The organism is Streptomyces sp. NPDC048664 (assembly GCF_040650555.1).
Lineage (GTDB): Bacteria > Actinomycetota > Actinomycetes > Streptomycetales > Streptomycetaceae > Streptomyces.
In genome coordinates this window covers 1-17,083 of record NZ_JBEZHK010000011.1, presented here as the reverse complement: position 1 = coordinate 17,083, position 17,083 = coordinate 1, and the positions used below count along the sequence as shown (strand labels likewise).

The following is a 17,083-nucleotide window of genomic DNA, read 5'->3' as shown; positions in this document are numbered from 1 at the left end:
CCCTCGGGGCACAGGCGTCCACCGCAGTCCAGCGAACCGGGGCCCGTACCTCGATGTCCGTGCACAGCCATTCGGCGGCCCAACACGACGCCGCCACGCCAGAGTTCCCGCGTCACGTGGTCACCGCGGTGCTCGTCTCCCATGACGGAGCCCGCTGGCTGCCCGACGCGCTCACCGGGCTGCTCGGCCAGGAGCGCCCCGTGCAGAACGCCGTGGCGGCCGACACCGGCAGCGCGGACGACTCCGCCCGACTGCTCGCCGACGCGCTCGGCGACGACCGCGTCCTGCACCTCGCCCGCCGCACCGGCTTCGGCCAGGCCGTGGACGAGGCGAACCGCGCGGCGCCCGCCCTGTCACCGGACGACCTGCCCTATCTCAAGCGCCCCAGCGGCTGGGACCCCGCCACCCGCAGCTGGCGCGACGACGCCTACGACCTGCCGGCACTGCCGCACGGCGAACCCGTCCAGTGGCTGTGGCTGCTCCACGACGACTGCGCGCCCGAACCCGGGGCCCTGGCCGAGCTGCTGCGCGTCGTGGAGAACGAGGCGGAGCTCGGCCGCGACGACGTGGCGGTCGTCGGCCCCAAGCTGCACGGCTGGTACGACCGCCGCCAGCTCCTCGAGGTCGGCGTCACCATCGCCAACTCCGGCCGCCGCTGGACCGGACTCGACCGCCGCGAGCAGGACCAGGGGCAGCACGACCACATCCGATCCGTGCTCTCCGTCTCCACGGCCGGCATGCTCGTGCGCCGGGACGTCTTCGAGGCCCTCGGGGGCTTCGACCCCCATCTGCCGCTGATGCGCGACGACGTCGACCTGTGCTGGCGCGCCCACACCGCGGGCCACCGCGTGCTCATCGCCCCCGACGCGGTCGTACGGCACGCCGAGGCCGCCTCCCGCGAGCGCCGCACGGTCGACTGCGTGGGCCGCACCACGGCCTCCCCGCACAAGGTCGACAAGGCCGGCGCCGTCTACGCCCTGCTCGCCAACGCCCGTACGGCACAGCTGCCGTGGATCCTCGTCCGCCTCGTCCTGGGCACCGTGCTGCGCACCGTGGCCTACCTCGTCGGGAAGGTCCCCGGACAGGCGGTGGACGAGATCCGCGGCCTGCTGGGAACGCTGCTGCGGCCCGAGCGGATCATCGCCGCCCGGCGCAGGCGCGGTAGCCCGCAGATCGGCAAGGAGGAGCTGCGTCCGCTCTTCCCGCCCCCCGGGGCGACCGTGCGGGCCACCGTCGAACAGGTCGCGGGCAACGTGGTGGGCCGGTCCGACCCCGAGGTCTCCTCGGCCGGCCGGCACGGCGGCAGCACGGAGTCGGGGCCCGGCGGCGACGACGCCGACTTCCTCGAGGTCGAGCAGTTCGCCCGCCTCAAGCGCGTCGCCCGCAAGCCCGGCCCGGTGCTCTTCCTCGTCCTCCTGCTCGTCTCCCTCGCCGCCTGCCGCGCCCTGCTCGGAGGCGGTGCCCTCGCGGGCGGCGCGCTGCTGCCCGCACCCGCCGACACCTCCGACCTGTGGGCGCGCTACCTGGACGCCTGGCACCCGGTCGGCGCGGGCGGCACCGGCTCCGCGCCGCCCTACGTCGCCCTCGTCGCCCTGTTCGCGAGCATCCTGTTCGGCTCCACCGGACTCGCGGTCACCCTGCTGCTCGTCTGCTCGGTGCCGCTGGCCGGGTTCACCGCCTACTTCGCCTCGCGCCCCCTGGTCGAGTCGCGGCTGCTGCGCGCCTGGGCGTCCGTCGCGTACGCCTTCCTGCCCGCCACCACCGGAGCCCTGGCGGGCGGCCACATCGGCACCGCCGTCCTCGCCGTCCTTCTCCCGCTGATCGCGCGCGCGGGCGTCGCGGCGGCCGGCCTCACCCGCGCGCCCGGCACCCGCGGCAGCTGGCGCGCCACCTGGGCGTACGCCCTGCTGCTGACGATCACCACCGCGTTCACGCCCATCGTGTGGCCGATCGCCCTGGTCCTCGGCCTCGCCCTGCTCGTGGTGCGCAGGAACGACGCCGTCGCCCACCTCTCGCGCCTGGTCGCCGCCGTGGGCACCCCGCTCCTGGTCCTCGCCCCCTGGTCCCTGTCGCTGCTGCCCTTCGGCTTCTTCAAGGAGGCCGGACTCACCTTCGACGCGAGCGCGGCCTCCGCCGCCGACCTGTTCGGCGCGAGCCCGGGCGGCTCCGGCACCGTCAGCGGACTGATGCTCACCGGTGTGGTCCTCGCGGCCCTGGCCGCGCTGCTGCGCTCCGGGCGCCAGGCGGGCGTCTGGACGGCGTGGGGCGTCGCCCTGACCGCGCTCGTCTTCGCCGTCCTGTCCAACCACTCCGCCTGGGCCGGACCCGCGACCCTCGTCTACGGCCTCGCGCTGATCACGGCCGCCGCCATCGGCGCGGAGGGCGCACGCGCGCGCGTCGCCGAGCAGAACTTCGGCTGGCGCCAGCCGGTCGCCGCCCTCATCGCCTTCGCCTGCATGGCGGGCCCCCTGCTCATCGCCGCGGGCTGGATGATCCGGGGCGCCGACGGCCCGCTGGAACGCCGGAACCCCGTCCAGGTCCCCGCGTTCGTCGCCGAGGAGGGCGGCACCAGCGACCAGGCCCGCACCCTCGTCCTGGACGGGCAGTCCACCGCGCGCGTCGGCTACACCCTGGTCCGCGGCTCCGGCGCCCGCCTCGGCGACGGCGAACTCGCCGGGCGAGACGGCCAGAACAAGCAGCTCGACAAGGTCGTCGCCAACCTCGTGGCGGGCTCGGGAGCCGACCAGGGCGACGAACTGGGCGGCTTCGCCGTGCGCTACGTCCTCGTACGCCGCGGCGCTCCGCACGAGATCGGCCGCGTCCTGGACGCCACACCGGGACTGTCCCGGCTCAGCCAGCAGGACGGCAGCGCCCTGTGGCGCGTGGACCGGCAGGTCTCCCGGGCCGCGATCGTCGGCGGTACCGGCGCGCCGGTGTCCGTCCCGGCCGGACCCGTGGAGATCCACACCACGATCCCGACCGGCCAGGCGGGCCGCGTCCTGCGCATCGCCGACACCGCCGACCCCGGCTGGACCGCCACCCTGAACGGAAAGGCCCTGACCCGCACCACGGTCGACGGCTGGGCCCAGGGCTTCCAACTGCCCGCCGAGGGCGGCACGCTGGCCGTCACCCACGAGGCGCCGCTCACCCACACCGCCTGGCTGTGGACTCAAGGCGCCCTCGCCGTCGTCCTCGTGGTCCTCGCCCTGCCCGGCCGCCGCCGGGACGTGGACGACGACCTGCCCGAGGAGGCCGCCGTGCCCGCCCAGGACACCACCGGCGAGGGCCGCCGGGCCCGCAGGCTGCGCGCCGCCCAGGCCGAGGCCGAGGCAGCCGGTCGGGCCGACGGCCAGGAACCGGAGCAGCCCGCCTGGCAGGAGACCCCGTCGCAGGAGACCGGTCAGGACGCCGGCGACCCGCCGCCCTTCCCGCAGGCCGCCGTACCGCAGCAGGGGGCCTACGGGGAGTGGGACCGGACGGGCTACCCGGGCGGCGGGGAGTGGGACGCCTTCGCCGGCCCGCAGCAGTACCCGGACGCGCAGCAGCAGTACGCGCAGGGTGCCTACGAGCAGCAGCCCTACCAGCCGGACCCCTACCAGGGCGCACCGTACGACCCGTACGCCTACGGGGCCTCGGCCCCCTACGACCCGACGTACCAGCAGGGCTACGCCACGCCGTACGACCTGGCGCACGACCCGGCCCACGGCACCGACAGCGAGCGCCCCGACGGGAGCCAGCAGTGAACCGCACGACCCTGTCCCTGATCGCCGGCACGACCGCGCTCGCCGCCGTCACCGGCTTCGCGGCGCTCACCGCACCGTCCGCGTCGGGCGACAACACCGACAAGGCGGCCGCCCGGCTGCCCGTGGAGCAGACCCGGCTGCTGTGCCCGGAGCCGAGCACCTCGGACCTCGCCGAGACCTCCTACACGTCGTACACGCCCCTGTCCAAGGGCACGGGCGAGGGCGGCAAGGCGGAACTGGGCGCGGCCGGCGAGCAGTCGGGGGACGGCACGGACACGACCGGGTCCGGCAAGGCGGACGGGACGTCCGGAAAGGGCAAGGCGGGTGGGAAGGGCACGGCCAAGAAGCAGTCCGACGCGCCCAGCATCACCCCCAAGCAGCCGGGCACCCCGGCCACGGGCGACAGCTCCGGCTCCGACACGCCCGCGCTGCTGGGCACGGCGACGGGCGGACTCGCCCCCGGGTGGACGGTCCAGGAGACGACCGAGGTCAGCGCCGGCACCGGACGAGGCCTGCTCGGAACCGCCTGCACGGCACCGGACACCGACTTCTGGTTCCCGGGGGCGGCCACCTCCGCCTCCCGCACCGACTACGTGCACCTGACCAACCCCGATGACTCCGCCGCGGTGGTCGACATCGAGCTGTACGGCAAGGACGGCGACCTCAAGTCGACGGTGGGCGAGGGCATCACCGTCCAGCCGCACGCCAGCGAGCCCGTGCTGCTGCCCACCCTCACCAACGCGAAGCAGGACGACCTCACGGTCCACGTCAGCGTCCGCACCGGGCGGGTGTCGGCCGCCGTCCAGGCGCTGGACGACAGGTCGGGCGGCGACTGGCTGGACGCCGCGGCGGACCCCGCGCCGTCCCTGGTGCTGCCCGGCATCCCCAAGGACGCCACGGACGTCCGCCTGATCGCCTTCGCGCCCGGAGACCAGGACGCCGACCTCAAGGTGCACCTGGCCTCCCCCACCGGCTCCCTCACCCCGGCCGGCAACGAGACGCTGCACGTGAAGGGCGGCATGACCACCGCGGTGGACCTCGGCGACGTCACACGCGGCGAGGCGGGCTCGCTGGTGCTGACCCCCGGCGACAGCCACGTGCCGGTGGTCGCCGCCCTGCGGGTGCTGCGGGGCAAGGGCGACAAGCAGGAGACGGCGTTCATCCCGGCCACCGCGCCGGTCGGCGCGCGCGCGTCCGCCGCCGGGAACAGCAGCGCCAAGGACACGACGCTCACGCTGGCCGCCCCGGCCGGCGCGGCCACGGTGAAGGTCACCGCCTCCGCGGGCAGCGAGGGCGGCACCGCGCTGACGAAGCAGTACACGATCAAGGGCGGGACGACACAGGACGTGGACGCCCCCGTGCCGAGCGGCCTGAAGGGCACGTACGCGCTCACCGTCGAGCCGGTCTCCGGCGGCCCCGTCTACGCCGCCCGCACCCTGAGGGCGGACGCCGACGGCGTGCCGGGGTTCACCGTGCAGCCCCTGCCGGACGACCGGGGGACGGTCGCGGTACCCGAGGCGGACCAGGACCTGTCGGTCCTGCTGACGAAGTGACAGCCCGAGGACGGTGAGGGTGACGGCCGGCCGGGCTTCGGGAGCCGGTCCGGTCAGTCCTCGCCGTAGCGCGGGTCCACCGTCTCCGGGGTGAGCCCGAGCAGTTCCGCCACCTGCTCCACGACGACCTCGTGGACCAGGGCGGCGCGCTCGTCGCGGCCCTTGGTGCGGATCTCGACCGGCCGCCGGTAGACCACCACACGCGCCCGCCGGCCGTCGCGGGCCTCGATCGTGCCCCCCAGGGGCACCGTCTCGTCGCTCCAGCCCTCGCCGGGCGCGTCCAGACGCGGCACCTCCAGGACCATGAAGTCGATCTCGGCGAGCTGCGGCCAGTGCCGCTCCAGGCGCTCCACGGAGTCCTGCACCAGATCCGCGAACACCTCGGCGCGGCTCGCGGCGAGCGGCACCTGGGGCGGCGCGACGGGTCCGCGCATGCCTCGGCCATGGCGGTCACGGCGGCGCGGGCCGGGCGCGGCGGGGCGGGGCGGTACGGGGCTGTCCATCACTGACGAAGCGTAATCCCCGAGGGGGCCCTGCGCCCGGCCCCCTCCGGCCGATCGCCCGGGCGGGGGAGGCGCCGACGCCGTACGGCGTGTCGCAGGATGACCATTCCAGCCAAGTTGGGCTCGATTCCGCGCCGCTGCGAGACCGTCGACCGCACGGCGATTGGCGGTGTTTGTGCCAAGTGATGACCGGTCGCGGCGGCGCGCGCGACCGCCGCGACCGGTGTCCACGCAGGTCAGCAGGGTGGGTCAAGAAGGACATGTGGGGCGCCGCACGGCACGACACGGTGGGGTGACCTGGGGGAGAGTCGTCGCGGCCCGCTCAAGAGTGCGGTACCGTCCAACGTCGTGAGCCCTGTACGTCGCTGTTCGCGCACCGCTTGCGGCCGACCCGCCGTCGCGACGCTGACGTACGTCTACGCCGACTCGACCGCGGTCCTCGGCCCGCTCGCCACCTACGCCGAACCCCACTGCTACGACCTGTGCGCCGAGCACTCCGAGCGCCTGACCGCCCCGCGCGGCTGGGAAGTCGTCCGACTGCTCGACGGCTCGGCCCCGGCGCACCCGAGCGGGGACGATCTCGAAGCCCTCGCCAACGCGGTGCGGGAGGCGGCCCGCCCGCAGCAGCGCGCGGCGGAGGCGGGCGGCGGCGGCCGCACGGCGGACCCGATGGAGGTCGCACGCCGCGGCCACCTGCGCGTCCTTCGCTCACCGGACAACTGAGCGACCCGCTCACCCGGGCGGGCCCGATCGCCCGACGGGGCCCGGCGGAGCACGGTATGAACTCCGTGGGAACTGTTCACCCGGACAGCGCGATCACAGCCCGGTGCCGGTTCCGCCAGGTACGTTGACCCCATCGTTGAGCTTTTCCAGGAGGGTTGCCCGTGTCTGCCGACCTGTCGCAGATCGTGAAGGCGTACGACGTACGCGGAGTGGTTCCGGACCAGTGGGACGAGTCGCTCGCCGAGCTCTTCGGCGCGGCCTTCGCCCAGGTGACCGGAGCGGACGCGATCGTGATCGGTCACGACATGCGGCCCTCGTCCCCGGGCCTGGCGCACGCCTTCGCGCGCGGCGCGTCCGCACGCGGGGTGAACGTCACCGAGATCGGCCTGTGTTCGACGGACCAGCTCTACTACGCGTCGGGCGCGCTCGGCCTGCCGGGCGCCATGTTCACCGCGTCCCACAACCCGGCGCAGTACAACGGCATCAAGATGTGCCGTGCCGGCGCCGCCCCGATCGGCCAGGACACGGGACTCACCGAGATCCGTGAACTCGTCGAGGAATGGCTGGATTCGGGCGCCCCCCGGCCCGAGGCCGCGGCCCCCGGAGAGGTCACCCGGCGCGACACGCTGAAGGACTACGCGGCGCACCTGCGCTCCCTGGTGGACGTCGCCTCCATCCGCCCCCTCAAGGTCGTGGTCGACGCCGGCAACGGCATGGGCGGCCACACCGTGCCCACCGTGTTCGAGGGCCTGCCCCTGGACGTCGTACCGATGTACTTCGAACTGGACGGGACCTTCCCGAACCACGAGGCCAACCCACTCGACCCGAAGAACATCGTGGACCTGCAGCAGCGGGTGCGCCAGGAGCACGCCGACCTCGGCATCGCCTTCGACGGCGACGCGGACCGCTGCTTCGTCGTGGACGAGAACGGCGACCCGGTCTCCCCGTCCGCGATCACCGCCCTGGTGGCCGCGCGCGAACTGGCCAAGCACGGCGGCAAGGGCACGATCATCCACAACCTGATCACCTCCTGGTCGGTGCCCGAGGTCGTACGGGAGAACGGCGGCACGCCGGTCCGCACCCGGGTGGGCCACTCCTTCATCAAGGGCGAGATGGCCCGCTCCCAGGCGATCTTTGGTGGCGAGCACTCCGCGCACTACTACTTCAAGGACTTCTGGAACGCCGACACGGGCATGCTGGCCGCCCTCCACGTCCTCGCCGCCCTGGGCGGCCAGGACGAGCCGCTGTCGCAGCTGGTCGCCGAGTACGACCGGTACGTGGGATCCGGCGAGATCAACTCCACGGTCGCCGACCAGCAGGCCCGCCTCGCCGCGATCAGGGCGGCCTACGAGGGCCGCGACGGCGTCGAGCTGGACGACCTGGACGGCCTGACCGTCTCCAGCGCCGACTGGTGGTTCAACGTCCGCCCCTCCAACACCGAACCGCTGCTGCGCCTGAACGCGGAGGCGCGCGACGAGGCGACCATGGCCAAGGTCCGGGACGAGGCGCTGGAGATCATCCGGGGCTGACCCTCCCACCGCGCGGGCCGCCGCCGGCCGGGCAGTCGCGAGCGACGTGTCCGGCCCGCCCAACCCCCGCACGCCGCGCCCCGCGGCGGTACTCTGACCAGGCCAAGCGCCATTCGCCCCGAAGGGACCTGTCATGCCGCTCGAAGCCGGCCTCCTGGAGATCCTCGCCTGCCCGGCGTGCCACGCCCCGCTCAAGGAGGAGGAGAGCGAGCTGGTCTGCACGGGCCAGGGCTGCGGGCTCGCCTACCCGGTCCGGGACGGCATCCCGGTCCTGCTGGTCGACGAGGCCCGCCGCCCCGCCTGACGGACCTGACCCGGCGAATCGGAGGCTGCCGCCCATGCTCGACGAATCGCTGCTCGACGACCCCGAGGCGCTCGCCCGCGCCGACCGCCGCGCGCTGCTGCGCGGCGCCGCCGAGGCAGGCGCCCGGGTGCGCTCCGCCGTGCGGCACGCCGCCGAGGCGGGGGTCAACGACCTCAAGCCCGACGGACGCCCCCGCGGCGTCCTCATCGCGGGCCCCGGCACCGCCTCGGTGGGCGTGGCCGAACTGATCGGCAGCCTCGCGGGCACCGCGTGCCCGGTCACCAGGATCCACCCCACCGGCGTCGCCCCGGCTCCCGGCGCCCTGCGCTGGGACCTGCCCGGCTGGGCGGGTCCCGTCGACCTCCTGCTGATCGCGACGCCGGACGGCACCGAGCCGGGCCTGTCGCTCCTGGTCGAGCAGGCCTACCGCCGTGGCTGCACGGTCGTGGCCGTGGCGCCCGCCCGCTCACCGATCACGGACGCGGTGCTCGGCGCCCACGGACTGTTCGTTCCCATGGCCACCGCCCCCTACGAGCAGGACGAACCCCTCACCGCGTCCGCTCCCGGCGTCCTGTGGGCCCTGCTCACCCCCCTGCTCGTGCTCCTGGACCGCACCGGCCTGCTCTTCGCGGGCCCCGACGTCCTGGAGAAGGTCGCGAACCGCCTGGACCAGGTCGCCGAACGCTGCGGTCCGGCCATCGCCACCTACGGGAACCCGGCGAAGACCCTCGCCGCCGAGCTGGCCGAGTCCCTTCCCGTGATCTGGACGGAGGGCGTCTCGGCCGCCCCGACCGGCCAGCGGTTCGCCGCCGCGCTCGCCGAACTCGCCGGCCGCCCCGCCCTCACCGCGCCGCTGCCCGAGGCCCTCGCCTCGCACCGCGTCCTGCTCTCCGGCGCCTTCGCCGCCGGCGCCGACCCCGACGACTTCTTCCGGGACCGCGTCGAGGAGGCACAGGCCCTGCACGCGCGCGTGGTGCTGCTGCGGGACCGTCCCATCGGCGGCCTGAGCGCCGCACCGGCCGCCCGTGAACTGGCCCTCGGCCACGACACGGCGATCAGCGAGCTCGAACCGGAGGACGGCGACGATCTGGAGACCCTCGCGGAACTGATCGCCATCACAGATTTCGCCGCTGTTTACGTGGCGCTCGCTTCGGGGGCCTGATCTTGGCTCGCGCCCTGTGAAGAGCGCCCGCAGCGCCGCGTACGTATGGAGAAAAGACACCCATGGACCGCCTCGTCAACACCGTCCGCCCCTACGCCTGGGGTTCGACCACCGCCATCCCCCGGCTCCTCGGCGTGGAGCCGACCGGTGAACCGCAGGCCGAGATGTGGATGGGCGCCCACCCGGGCGCTCCCTCGCGCACCGAGCGCGGTCCTCTCCACGAGGTGATCGACAGGGCGCCGGAAGAGGCCCTGGGCAGCGCGGCGGTCGCCCGGTTCGGTCCCCGGCTGCCCTTCCTGCTGAAGATCCTCGCCGCCGGCGCCCCGCTCTCCCTCCAGGTGCACCCGGACCTGGCGCAGGCGAAGGCGGGCTACGCCGACGAGGAGCGCCGGGGCGTCCCGGTCGGCGCCCCGCACCGCAACTACAAGGACGCCAACCACAAGCCCGAGCTGATCTGCGCCCTCACCGAGTTCGACGGCCTGTGCGGCTTCCGCGCGCCCGACGACGCCGCCGAGCTGATCGCGGGCCTCCAGGTCGACTCGCTGAAGCCGTACGTCGACCTGCTGCACGCGCGCCCCGAGGAGGCCGCCCTGCGCGAGGTCCTCACGGCCGTGCTGAGCGCCGACCCCGAGGAGATGGCCCACACGGTCGCCGAGGCCGCGGCCGCCTGCGCCCGCCTCGGCGGCGCCTACGCCCCCTACGCCGACCTCGCCCACCACTTCCCCGGCGACCCCGGCGTCATCGCGGCCATGCTGCTCAACCACGTACGGCTCCAGCCCGGCGAGGCGCTCTTCCTGGGCGCGGGCATCCCGCACGCGTACCTGAACGGCCTGGGCGTCGAGATCATGGCCAACTCCGACAACGTCCTGCGCTGCGGACTGACCCCCAAGCACGTCGACGTGCCCGAACTGCTGAAGGTCGTGCGCTTCGAGGCGAGCGACCCCGGCATCCTGCGCCCGGAGGCGTCCCCCGACGGCGAGGAGGTCTACGAGACCCCCATCGACGAGTTCCGCCTCTCCCGCCACGTCCTGTCGGCGAGCGCCGCCCCGCACGATCTCACCCGGTCCACCCCGCAGATCCTCCTGTGCACCGCGGGCACGGTCCGCGCGGGCGACGAGGTGCTCGCCCCCGGTGAGTCGGTCTTCGTACCGGCGGACGAGAAGACCGAAGTGTCCGGGGACGGTACGGTCTTCCGCGCCACGGTCGTCGCCTGACCGGCAGCGGTACGGGCCCTCGAGCCGGTCCGGCGTGGCGCCGCCGGACCCGGCTGCAAGAATGTCCCACCGGCAAAGCACGTGCAAAGCCCCGGACGGCATGCGCGACGTGCGAACACCCGGGGCTGGACGGCGACGAAGGGACAACGCGAACACATGAGCGCGTCAGGCGGCACCAGGGCGATCGTGGCGGCACTCGGCGCCAACCTCGCGATCGCGGCATCGAAGTTCGTGGCGTTCGCCTTCAGCGGCTCCTCGTCGATGCTCGCCGAGGGCGTCCACTCCCTCGCCGACTCCGGCAACCAGTTCCTGCTGCTGGTCGGCGGCAAGCGCGCCCAGCGCGAGGCGACGCCCCAGCACCCCTTCGGCTACGGCCGTGAACGGTTCATCTACGCCTTCCTCGTCTCGATCGTCCTCTTCTCGGTCGGCGGCATGTTCGCCATCTACGAGGGCGTCGAGAAGATCGAGCACCCCCACGAGCTGGACAACTGGTACTGGCCGGTCGGCGTGCTCCTCTTCGCGATCATCGCGGAGGGCTTCTCCTTCCGCACGGCCATCAAGGAATCCAACGAACTGCGCGGCAAGCTGTCCTGGGCGCAGTTCATCCGCCGCGCCAAGGCGCCCGAGCTGCCCGTGGTCCTCCTGGAGGACTTCGGCGCGCTCATCGGCCTGGCCCTCGCCCTCGGCGGGGTCGGCCTCTCGATCCTGACCGGCGACGGCATCTGGGACGGCGTCGGCACCGTCTGCATCGGCGCGCTCCTCGTGCTGATCGCCCTCGTCCTCGCCGCCGAGACCAAGTCCCTCCTCCTCGGCGAGGCCGCGGGCATCGACGTGGTCAGGAAGATCGAGGCCGCGATGGTCGACGGCGACACGGTCCCCGGCATCATCCACATGCGCACGCTCCACCTCGGCCCCGAGGAACTGCTGATCGCCGCCAAGATCGCGGTGCGGCACGACGACACGGCCGCGCAGGTCGCCGCGGCCATCGACGCCGCCGAGGCCCGCGTCCGCGACGCCGTCCCGATCGCCCGCGTCATCTACCTGGAACCGGACATCTACAGCGAGACGGAAGCGGCGAAGGGCCCGGACCCCAAGGCCACCCCCGGCGGCCCCGTCCCCGCCTCCTAGGGCCCAAAACCCGCCCCGCCCGCGCCCGCGACTGTGGTCCCGCCCTTCCCCCGGTGTAGCTTGGATCCCGAGCCAGACGTCGCTGCTGATGGCGGTCGGGCGGTCCCGGCAGGGACCGACCGAGGGAGAGAGGGCCTCCGACGGACTGCGCTGCGCGCACGTGGGCCCGCCCGTGCCCTTCAGGGCACTCGCTCCCGCCGCCGCGCAGACCAGCCGTACCCACCTCGACCCAACCCCCGAGGAGCAGCTCGCAATGACGACTGTCGACAAGCGACAGGACTTCAAGGTCGCCGACCTCTCCCTGGCCGACTTCGGCCGCAAGGAGATCACCCTCGCCGAGCACGAGATGCCCGGCCTGATGGCGATCCGCAAGGAGCACGCCGAGACGCAGCCGCTTGCCGGCGCCCGCGTCACCGGTTCCCTGCACATGACCGTCCAGACCGCCGTGCTCATCGAGACGCTGGTCGCCCTGGGCGCGCAGGTCCGCTGGGCGTCCTGCAACATCTTCTCCACCCAGGACCACGCGGCCGCCGCCATCGCCGTGGGCCCGAACGGCACCGCCGACAACCCGCAGGGTGTCCCGGTCTTCGCCTGGAAGGGCGAGACGCTCGAGGAGTACTGGTGGTGCACGGAGCAGGCGCTGACCTGGCCGGACAGCCCCACCGGCGGCCCGAACATGATCCTGGACGACGGCGGTGACGCCACCCTCCTCGTCCACAAGGGCGTCGAGTACGAGAAGGACGGCAAGGTCCCCTCGGTCGACACCGCGGAGTCCGACGAGCACCGCGTCATCCTGGAACTCCTGCACCGCACCATCACGGACGGCTCGCAGAAGTGGACCCAGCTGGCCTCCGAGATCCGTGGCGTCACGGAGGAGACCACGACGGGCGTGCACCGCCTGTACGAGATGCAGCGCGACGGCGTCCTCCTGTTCCCGGCGATCAACGTCAACGACGCGGTCACCAAGTCGAAGTTCGACAACAAGTACGGCTGCCGCCACTCCCTGATCGACGGCATCAACCGCGCCACCGACGTGCTCATCGGCGGCAAGACCGCGGTCGTCTGCGGCTACGGCGACGTGGGCAAGGGCTGCGCGGAGTCCCTGCGCGGACAGGGCGCCCGCGTGATCGTCACCGAGATCGACCCGATCTGCGCCCTCCAGGCGGCGATGGACGGCTACCAGGTCACGACCCTCGACGAGGTCGTCGACAAGGCCGACATCTTCATCACCACGACCGGCAACAAGGACATCATCATGGCCTCGGACATGGCCAAGATGAAGCACCAGGCGATCGTCGGCAACATCGGCCACTTCGACAACGAGATCGACATGGCCGGCCTCGCCAAGCTCCCGGGCATCGTCAAGGACGAGGTCAAGCCGCAGGTCCACACCTGGACCTTCCCCGACGGCAAGGTGCTCATCGTCCTGTCCGAGGGCCGCCTGCTGAACCTGGGCAACGCCACCGGTCACCCGTCGTTCGTGATGTCCAACTCCTTCGCGGACCAGACGCTGGCCCAGATCGAGCTGTTCACCAAGCCCGACGCGTACCCGACCGACGTGTACACGCTGCCCAAGCACCTGGACGAGAAGGTCGCCCGCCTCCACCTGGACGCACTCGGCGTGAAGCTCACCCAGCTCCGCCCCGAGCAGGCCTCGTACATCGGCGTCGAGGTCGACGGCCCGTACAAGTCGGACCACTACCGCTACTGATCCAGACAGCAGTACCGGTCAGGCAGCAGGTACCGAGAGACAGGCCCCCGCACCCCCCGTGCCGGGGGCCTGTCCCCTTGGCCGGGTCGGCGACCGCCGGCCCGCCCAGCCCCATCACCACCCAGGACCCTCATGCCCCGCGGCCGATATTCGCTCCACGATCCGCACGACCACACCCTCCTCGCCGAAGAACACTTCCACTGCGCGCCCGGCCCCGCCGGCTGGCGCTACGTCTCGCAGCTCACCACTCCGTCCGGCGAACACGCCGGTTCCGTCGACCTCGCCCTCGACGAGCTCGGCCGCCCCATCCGCCTCGAACTGCACGCCGCGAGCTGGCAGGTGCGAGGCGCCGCGCTCGACGGCGTGACCTGGGTCCGCACCGACCCGTCCGGCACCCACGCCACCGAAGGCAACGTCCGCGCACACGCCTTCACCGGCACATCCCCCGCCTTCCTGATCGCCACCGCTCGTCTGCTCCGCCTCACCACCCCCTCCTCCGTGACCCGGGTACGCCTCGTCGCCTTCACGGACCCGGTCCTCGCCCCCCGCACCGTGGACCAGTCCTGGGCTCTGGTGGACACAGAAACACACACCACTGACAACGCCCCCCTGATCGTGGAGACGTACCAGGTCACAGCCCTGGACACCGGGGAACAGCACACCGTCCACCTCAGCGGAGACGTGGTGCTCGCCGCGCCCGGCGTCGAGCTGGAGCACCTGGAGACACCCCCGTCGGTGTTCCCCTGAGGCGTTCCTCCGAGGTGATCCCGCCGATCACACCGGCGGCGCGAACCCGGTCGCGGCCCGGCCCGACGGATCGGCCGGCGGACCCGGGGGCTGCCGCTCCGGCGGCGGCGCGACGGGTGGCCCGGCCGCAGGAGCCCAACCGGGATTCCCCTCGGCGGCCCGGACGGGCGCGGCAGGCGCCCCCGCCGCACCGGCACCGCTCCCGGCCTGACCGGCGAGCGACCGCCGCGTCTCCCTGACCTGACGCTCATGCACCACCGCCGCCAGGTACGCGACCGGTGGAACGCCCTGCGGTGCCGGCGCCCCCGTGCACGCGACGAGATCCGAGGCCAGACGTACCGCCATCGCCGAGCCCACCTGGGGATCCAGCTGATGCAGGCGGGTCAGGTACTGCCGGACGGCCAGCCACAGCCCGTCCGGGACAGCGGACAGGTCCAGCCCGGAGAACCGCCCCGCGAGCCAGGGCGGCGGCGGTGGCGCGAAGCCCGTGCGCCCGACGGGCACCCGTTCCCGTACGACCAGCGTCCCCGCGAACACGTCGCCGAGCCGCCGACCGCGGGCGGAGACGAGTGAGGCGATCGTGGCGACGACGCCGAACGTCATCAGAATCTCGATCACCCCGACCGCGCCCCGGACCAGCGCGTGCCGGAACCGGATCGGTCCACCGTCGTCCCGCACCACCCGCAGTCCGCAGGCCAGCTTCCCCAGCGAGCGGCCATGGCTCAACGACTCCACCGCGATCGGTCCGCCCACCAGCACGAGCACGAAGGCCGAGATCGACAGCGCGATCTGCGCGGCTTCGTCGAGCCCGCCCGCGGACAGCACCAGGACGATCATCACGATGACGTAGGCCGTGACGGACACGGCCAGGTCGAGCAACACGGCGAGTGCCCGGCTCGGGAGCTTCGCCGGGCTCACCTCCAGCGACACCGCCTCGCCCGTTGTCAGCCCACTCACGTCATCAGTCCTTCCCATGGCCCACCCCTGTGCATGACAGTCTGCCAAGCTGAGGGCACATCGCGCCGTCGCAGTACGACAAGCCGATGCACAGAACGAGAGGCGAGGAGCAGCACACCCCATGGACCTCGACGTGTTCGTGTCCACCCATCGCGCCGAGTGGGACCGACTCGCCGCCCTGCTGCGCCGGCAGCGCCGTCTCACCGGAGCCGAGGCCGACGAGCTCGTCTCTCTCTACCAGCGCACCGCGACCCATCTCTCGGTGATCCAGTCCAGTGCGCCGGATCCGCAGCTCACCGGCTGGCTCAGCCAGCTCGTGGCCCGCGCGCGCAGTGCCGTGACCGGCACGCGCCGCGCCTCCTGGCACGACGTCGTCCGCTTCCTCACTCAGGGCTTCCCCGCCGCGGTCTACCGTTCGCGCCGCTGGTGGATACCGACGGCCCTGATCTCGACGGCGGTGGGAGCGGTCCTCGGATGGTGGATCGCCACCCATCCGGAGGTTCAGGCGTCGATCGCGGCCCCCGGCCAGCTGCGCAGCCTGACCCGTCCCGGCGGCGAGTACGAGACCTACTACTCCAGCCATCCCGCCGCCGCCTTCGCCGCCCAGGTGTGGACGAACAACGCCCAGGCCGCCGCGCTGTGCCTGGTCCTCGGCGTCTTCCTCGGCATCCCGGTCCTGTGGGTCCTCTTCGAGAACATGCTCAACCTGGGCGTGGGCGTCGGCCTGATGTCCTCGGCCGGTCGCCTCGACACGTTCCTGGGCCTGATCCTGCCGCACGGTCTCCTCGAACTGACGGCCGTCTTCGTCGCGGCCGGCACGGGCCTACGACTCGGCTGGACCGTCATCGACCCGGGTCCCCGCACCCGGCGCACCGCCCTGGCCGAGGAGGGAAGGGGTGCACTCGGCATGGCGATCGGGCTCGCCCTCGTCCTGTTCGTGTCGGGCGCCATCGAAGGCTTCGTGACACCGTCCGGTCTTCCGACATGGGCTCGCGTCGGCATAGGCGTTCTCGCCGAGCTGGCGTTCCTCAGCTATGTCTACGTCCTGGGCGGACGGGCGGTACGCGCCGGCGACACCGGGGACGTGGAGGCGGACGAGCGCAGCGCCACGGTCCCGATGGCCGCGTGACGCGACGCCCACTCCGTCGGCTCCGCTCGATGTGCGTTTCCCGGCGTTGACCTGCTAGTCTCCTCTTCGCCCCACGGGAGCCGTTGACACGGGTCGCGCGGGGAGGTAGATTCGAACAGTTGCCTAGAGGTGGGTCAGCCCACCGGCGACAGTGAGCATCTATCCGCTCCTGAAGCCTCGCTTCCGAGGAGCATCACCCGATGATTCAGAAATTGGGCGCCGGTCAATCGGCCTCAGAATCTCTGATAAAGTCGGAACCGCCGGAAAGGGAAAGCGCGGAAGCGCAGAACTGGAAAGCGCCGAGGAAATCGGATCGGAAAAAGATCTGATAGAGTCGGAAACGCAAGACCGAAGGGAAGAAGCCCGGAGGAAAGCCTGAGAGAGTCTCTCGGGTGAGTACAAAGGAAGCGTCCGTTCCTTGAGAACTCAACAGCGTGCCAAAAGTCAACGCCAGATATGTTGATACCCCGTCCGTCGGACTTGTTCCGATGGTCGAGGTTCCTTTGAAAAAACACAGCGAGGACGCTGTGAACCGGAAGGACTATTCCTCCTTCTGGTTCCGCTCTCGTGGTGTTGCACCGGATCACCGGTAAACATTCACGGAGAGTTTGATCCTGGCTCAGGACGAACGCTGGCGGCGTGCTTAACACATGCAAGTCGAACGATGAACCACTTCGGTG

General features: G+C 72.5%; 13 protein-coding genes and 1 rRNA gene. 12 read left to right on the top strand and 2 right to left on the bottom strand.

Annotated elements, in window-relative coordinates; translation table 11 throughout:
• Positions 1-53: 53 nt before the first annotated feature.
• Positions 54-3,743 carry a glycosyltransferase gene (locus AB0C59_RS14390; RefSeq protein ID WP_363004194.1) on the top strand — a complete coding sequence of 1,230 codons (3,690 nt, stop codon included), beginning with the start codon at positions 54-56 and terminating at the stop codon, positions 3,741-3,743.
• Positions 3,740-5,296, top strand: coding sequence for a DUF5719 family protein (locus AB0C59_RS14385; RefSeq protein WP_363004192.1), 1,557 nt, complete (start codon positions 3,740-3,742; stop codon positions 5,294-5,296). Before AB0C59_RS14390 ends, AB0C59_RS14385 begins: the two co-directional genes overlap by 4 nt.
• A 53-nt stretch (positions 5,297-5,349) precedes the next feature.
• On the opposite strand, the gene AB0C59_RS14380 is transcribed toward AB0C59_RS14385, so the two are convergent.
• Positions 5,350-5,799, bottom strand: a complete 450-nt coding sequence (locus tag AB0C59_RS14380) for a metallopeptidase family protein (protein ID WP_363004190.1) — start codon at positions 5,797-5,799, stop codon at positions 5,350-5,352.
• Between the two features lie 348 nt (positions 5,800-6,147).
• On the opposite strand from AB0C59_RS14380, the gene AB0C59_RS14375 reads away from it, so the two are divergent.
• From AB0C59_RS14375 to AB0C59_RS14340, 8 genes are all read left to right on the top strand, one after another.
• Positions 6,148-6,522 carry a DUF3499 domain-containing protein gene (locus AB0C59_RS14375; RefSeq protein ID WP_363004188.1) on the top strand — a complete coding sequence of 125 codons (375 nt, stop codon included), beginning with the start codon at positions 6,148-6,150 and terminating at the stop codon, positions 6,520-6,522.
• 161 nt (positions 6,523-6,683) lie between these two features.
• On the top strand, positions 6,684-8,051 hold the full coding sequence (locus AB0C59_RS14370; RefSeq protein WP_363004186.1) for a phosphomannomutase/phosphoglucomutase: 1,368 nt from the start codon (positions 6,684-6,686) through the stop codon (positions 8,049-8,051).
• Between the two features lie 133 nt (positions 8,052-8,184).
• Positions 8,185-8,355 (top strand): Trm112 family protein, encoded by a 171-nt coding sequence (locus AB0C59_RS14365; RefSeq protein ID WP_363004184.1) that lies wholly within the window; start codon positions 8,185-8,187, stop codon positions 8,353-8,355.
• Between the two features lie 34 nt (positions 8,356-8,389).
• Positions 8,390-9,517, top strand: a complete 1,128-nt coding sequence (locus tag AB0C59_RS14360) for an SIS domain-containing protein (RefSeq protein ID WP_363004182.1) — start codon at positions 8,390-8,392, stop codon at positions 9,515-9,517.
• A gap of 62 nt (positions 9,518-9,579) precedes the next feature.
• Positions 9,580-10,731 (top strand): mannose-6-phosphate isomerase, class I, encoded by a 1,152-nt coding sequence (manA, locus tag AB0C59_RS14355; RefSeq protein WP_363004180.1) that lies wholly within the window; start codon positions 9,580-9,582, stop codon positions 10,729-10,731.
• 156 nt (positions 10,732-10,887) lie between these two features.
• Positions 10,888-11,859, top strand: a complete 972-nt coding sequence (locus AB0C59_RS14350) for a cation diffusion facilitator family transporter (RefSeq protein WP_363004178.1) — start codon at positions 10,888-10,890, stop codon at positions 11,857-11,859.
• A gap of 253 nt (positions 11,860-12,112) precedes the next feature.
• On the top strand, positions 12,113-13,570 hold the full coding sequence (gene ahcY / locus AB0C59_RS14345; protein WP_363004176.1) for an adenosylhomocysteinase: 1,458 nt from the start codon (positions 12,113-12,115) through the stop codon (positions 13,568-13,570).
• 132 nt (positions 13,571-13,702) lie between these two features.
• Positions 13,703-14,317 (top strand): hypothetical protein, encoded by a 615-nt coding sequence (locus tag AB0C59_RS14340; RefSeq protein WP_363004174.1) that lies wholly within the window; start codon positions 13,703-13,705, stop codon positions 14,315-14,317.
• 27 nt (positions 14,318-14,344) lie between these two features.
• On the opposite strand, the gene AB0C59_RS14335 is transcribed toward AB0C59_RS14340, so the two are convergent.
• Positions 14,345-15,274, bottom strand: coding sequence for an RDD family protein (locus AB0C59_RS14335; RefSeq protein ID WP_363004172.1), 930 nt, complete (start codon positions 15,272-15,274; stop codon positions 14,345-14,347).
• Positions 15,275-15,395: 121 nt separating this feature from the next.
• Here AB0C59_RS14335 and AB0C59_RS14330 point away from each other — a divergent pair, with 121 nt between their 5' ends.
• On the top strand, positions 15,396-16,403 hold the full coding sequence (locus AB0C59_RS14330) for a stage II sporulation protein M (protein WP_363004170.1): 1,008 nt from the start codon (positions 15,396-15,398) through the stop codon (positions 16,401-16,403).
• Positions 16,404-16,999: 596 nt separating this feature from the next.
• Positions 17,000-17,083 (top strand): 16S ribosomal RNA (locus tag AB0C59_RS14325); the annotation flags it as partial.

Bases quoted from the DNA above. Each gene is read 5' to 3' on its own strand.
- AB0C59_RS14350 (WP_363004178.1), top strand. From the start codon at position 10,888: ATGAGCGCGTCAGGCGGCACCAGGGCGATCGTGGCGGCACTCGGCGCC.
- AB0C59_RS14390 (WP_363004194.1), top strand. From the start codon at position 54: ATGTCCGTGCACAGCCATTCGGCGGCCCAACACGACGCCGCCACGCCA.
- AB0C59_RS14365 (WP_363004184.1), top strand. From the start codon at position 8,185: ATGCCGCTCGAAGCCGGCCTCCTGGAGATCCTCGCCTGCCCGGCGTGC.
- AB0C59_RS14360 (WP_363004182.1), top strand. From the start codon at position 8,390: ATGCTCGACGAATCGCTGCTCGACGACCCCGAGGCGCTCGCCCGCGCC.
- manA (WP_363004180.1), top strand. From the start codon at position 9,580: ATGGACCGCCTCGTCAACACCGTCCGCCCCTACGCCTGGGGTTCGACC.
- ahcY (WP_363004176.1), top strand. From the start codon at position 12,113: ATGACGACTGTCGACAAGCGACAGGACTTCAAGGTCGCCGACCTCTCC.
- AB0C59_RS14330 (WP_363004170.1), top strand. From the start codon at position 15,396: ATGGACCTCGACGTGTTCGTGTCCACCCATCGCGCCGAGTGGGACCGA.
- AB0C59_RS14340 (WP_363004174.1), top strand. From the start codon at position 13,703: ATGCCCCGCGGCCGATATTCGCTCCACGATCCGCACGACCACACCCTC.
- AB0C59_RS14380 (WP_363004190.1), bottom strand. From the start codon at position 5,799: ATGGACAGCCCCGTACCGCCCCGCCCCGCCGCGCCCGGCCCGCGCCGC.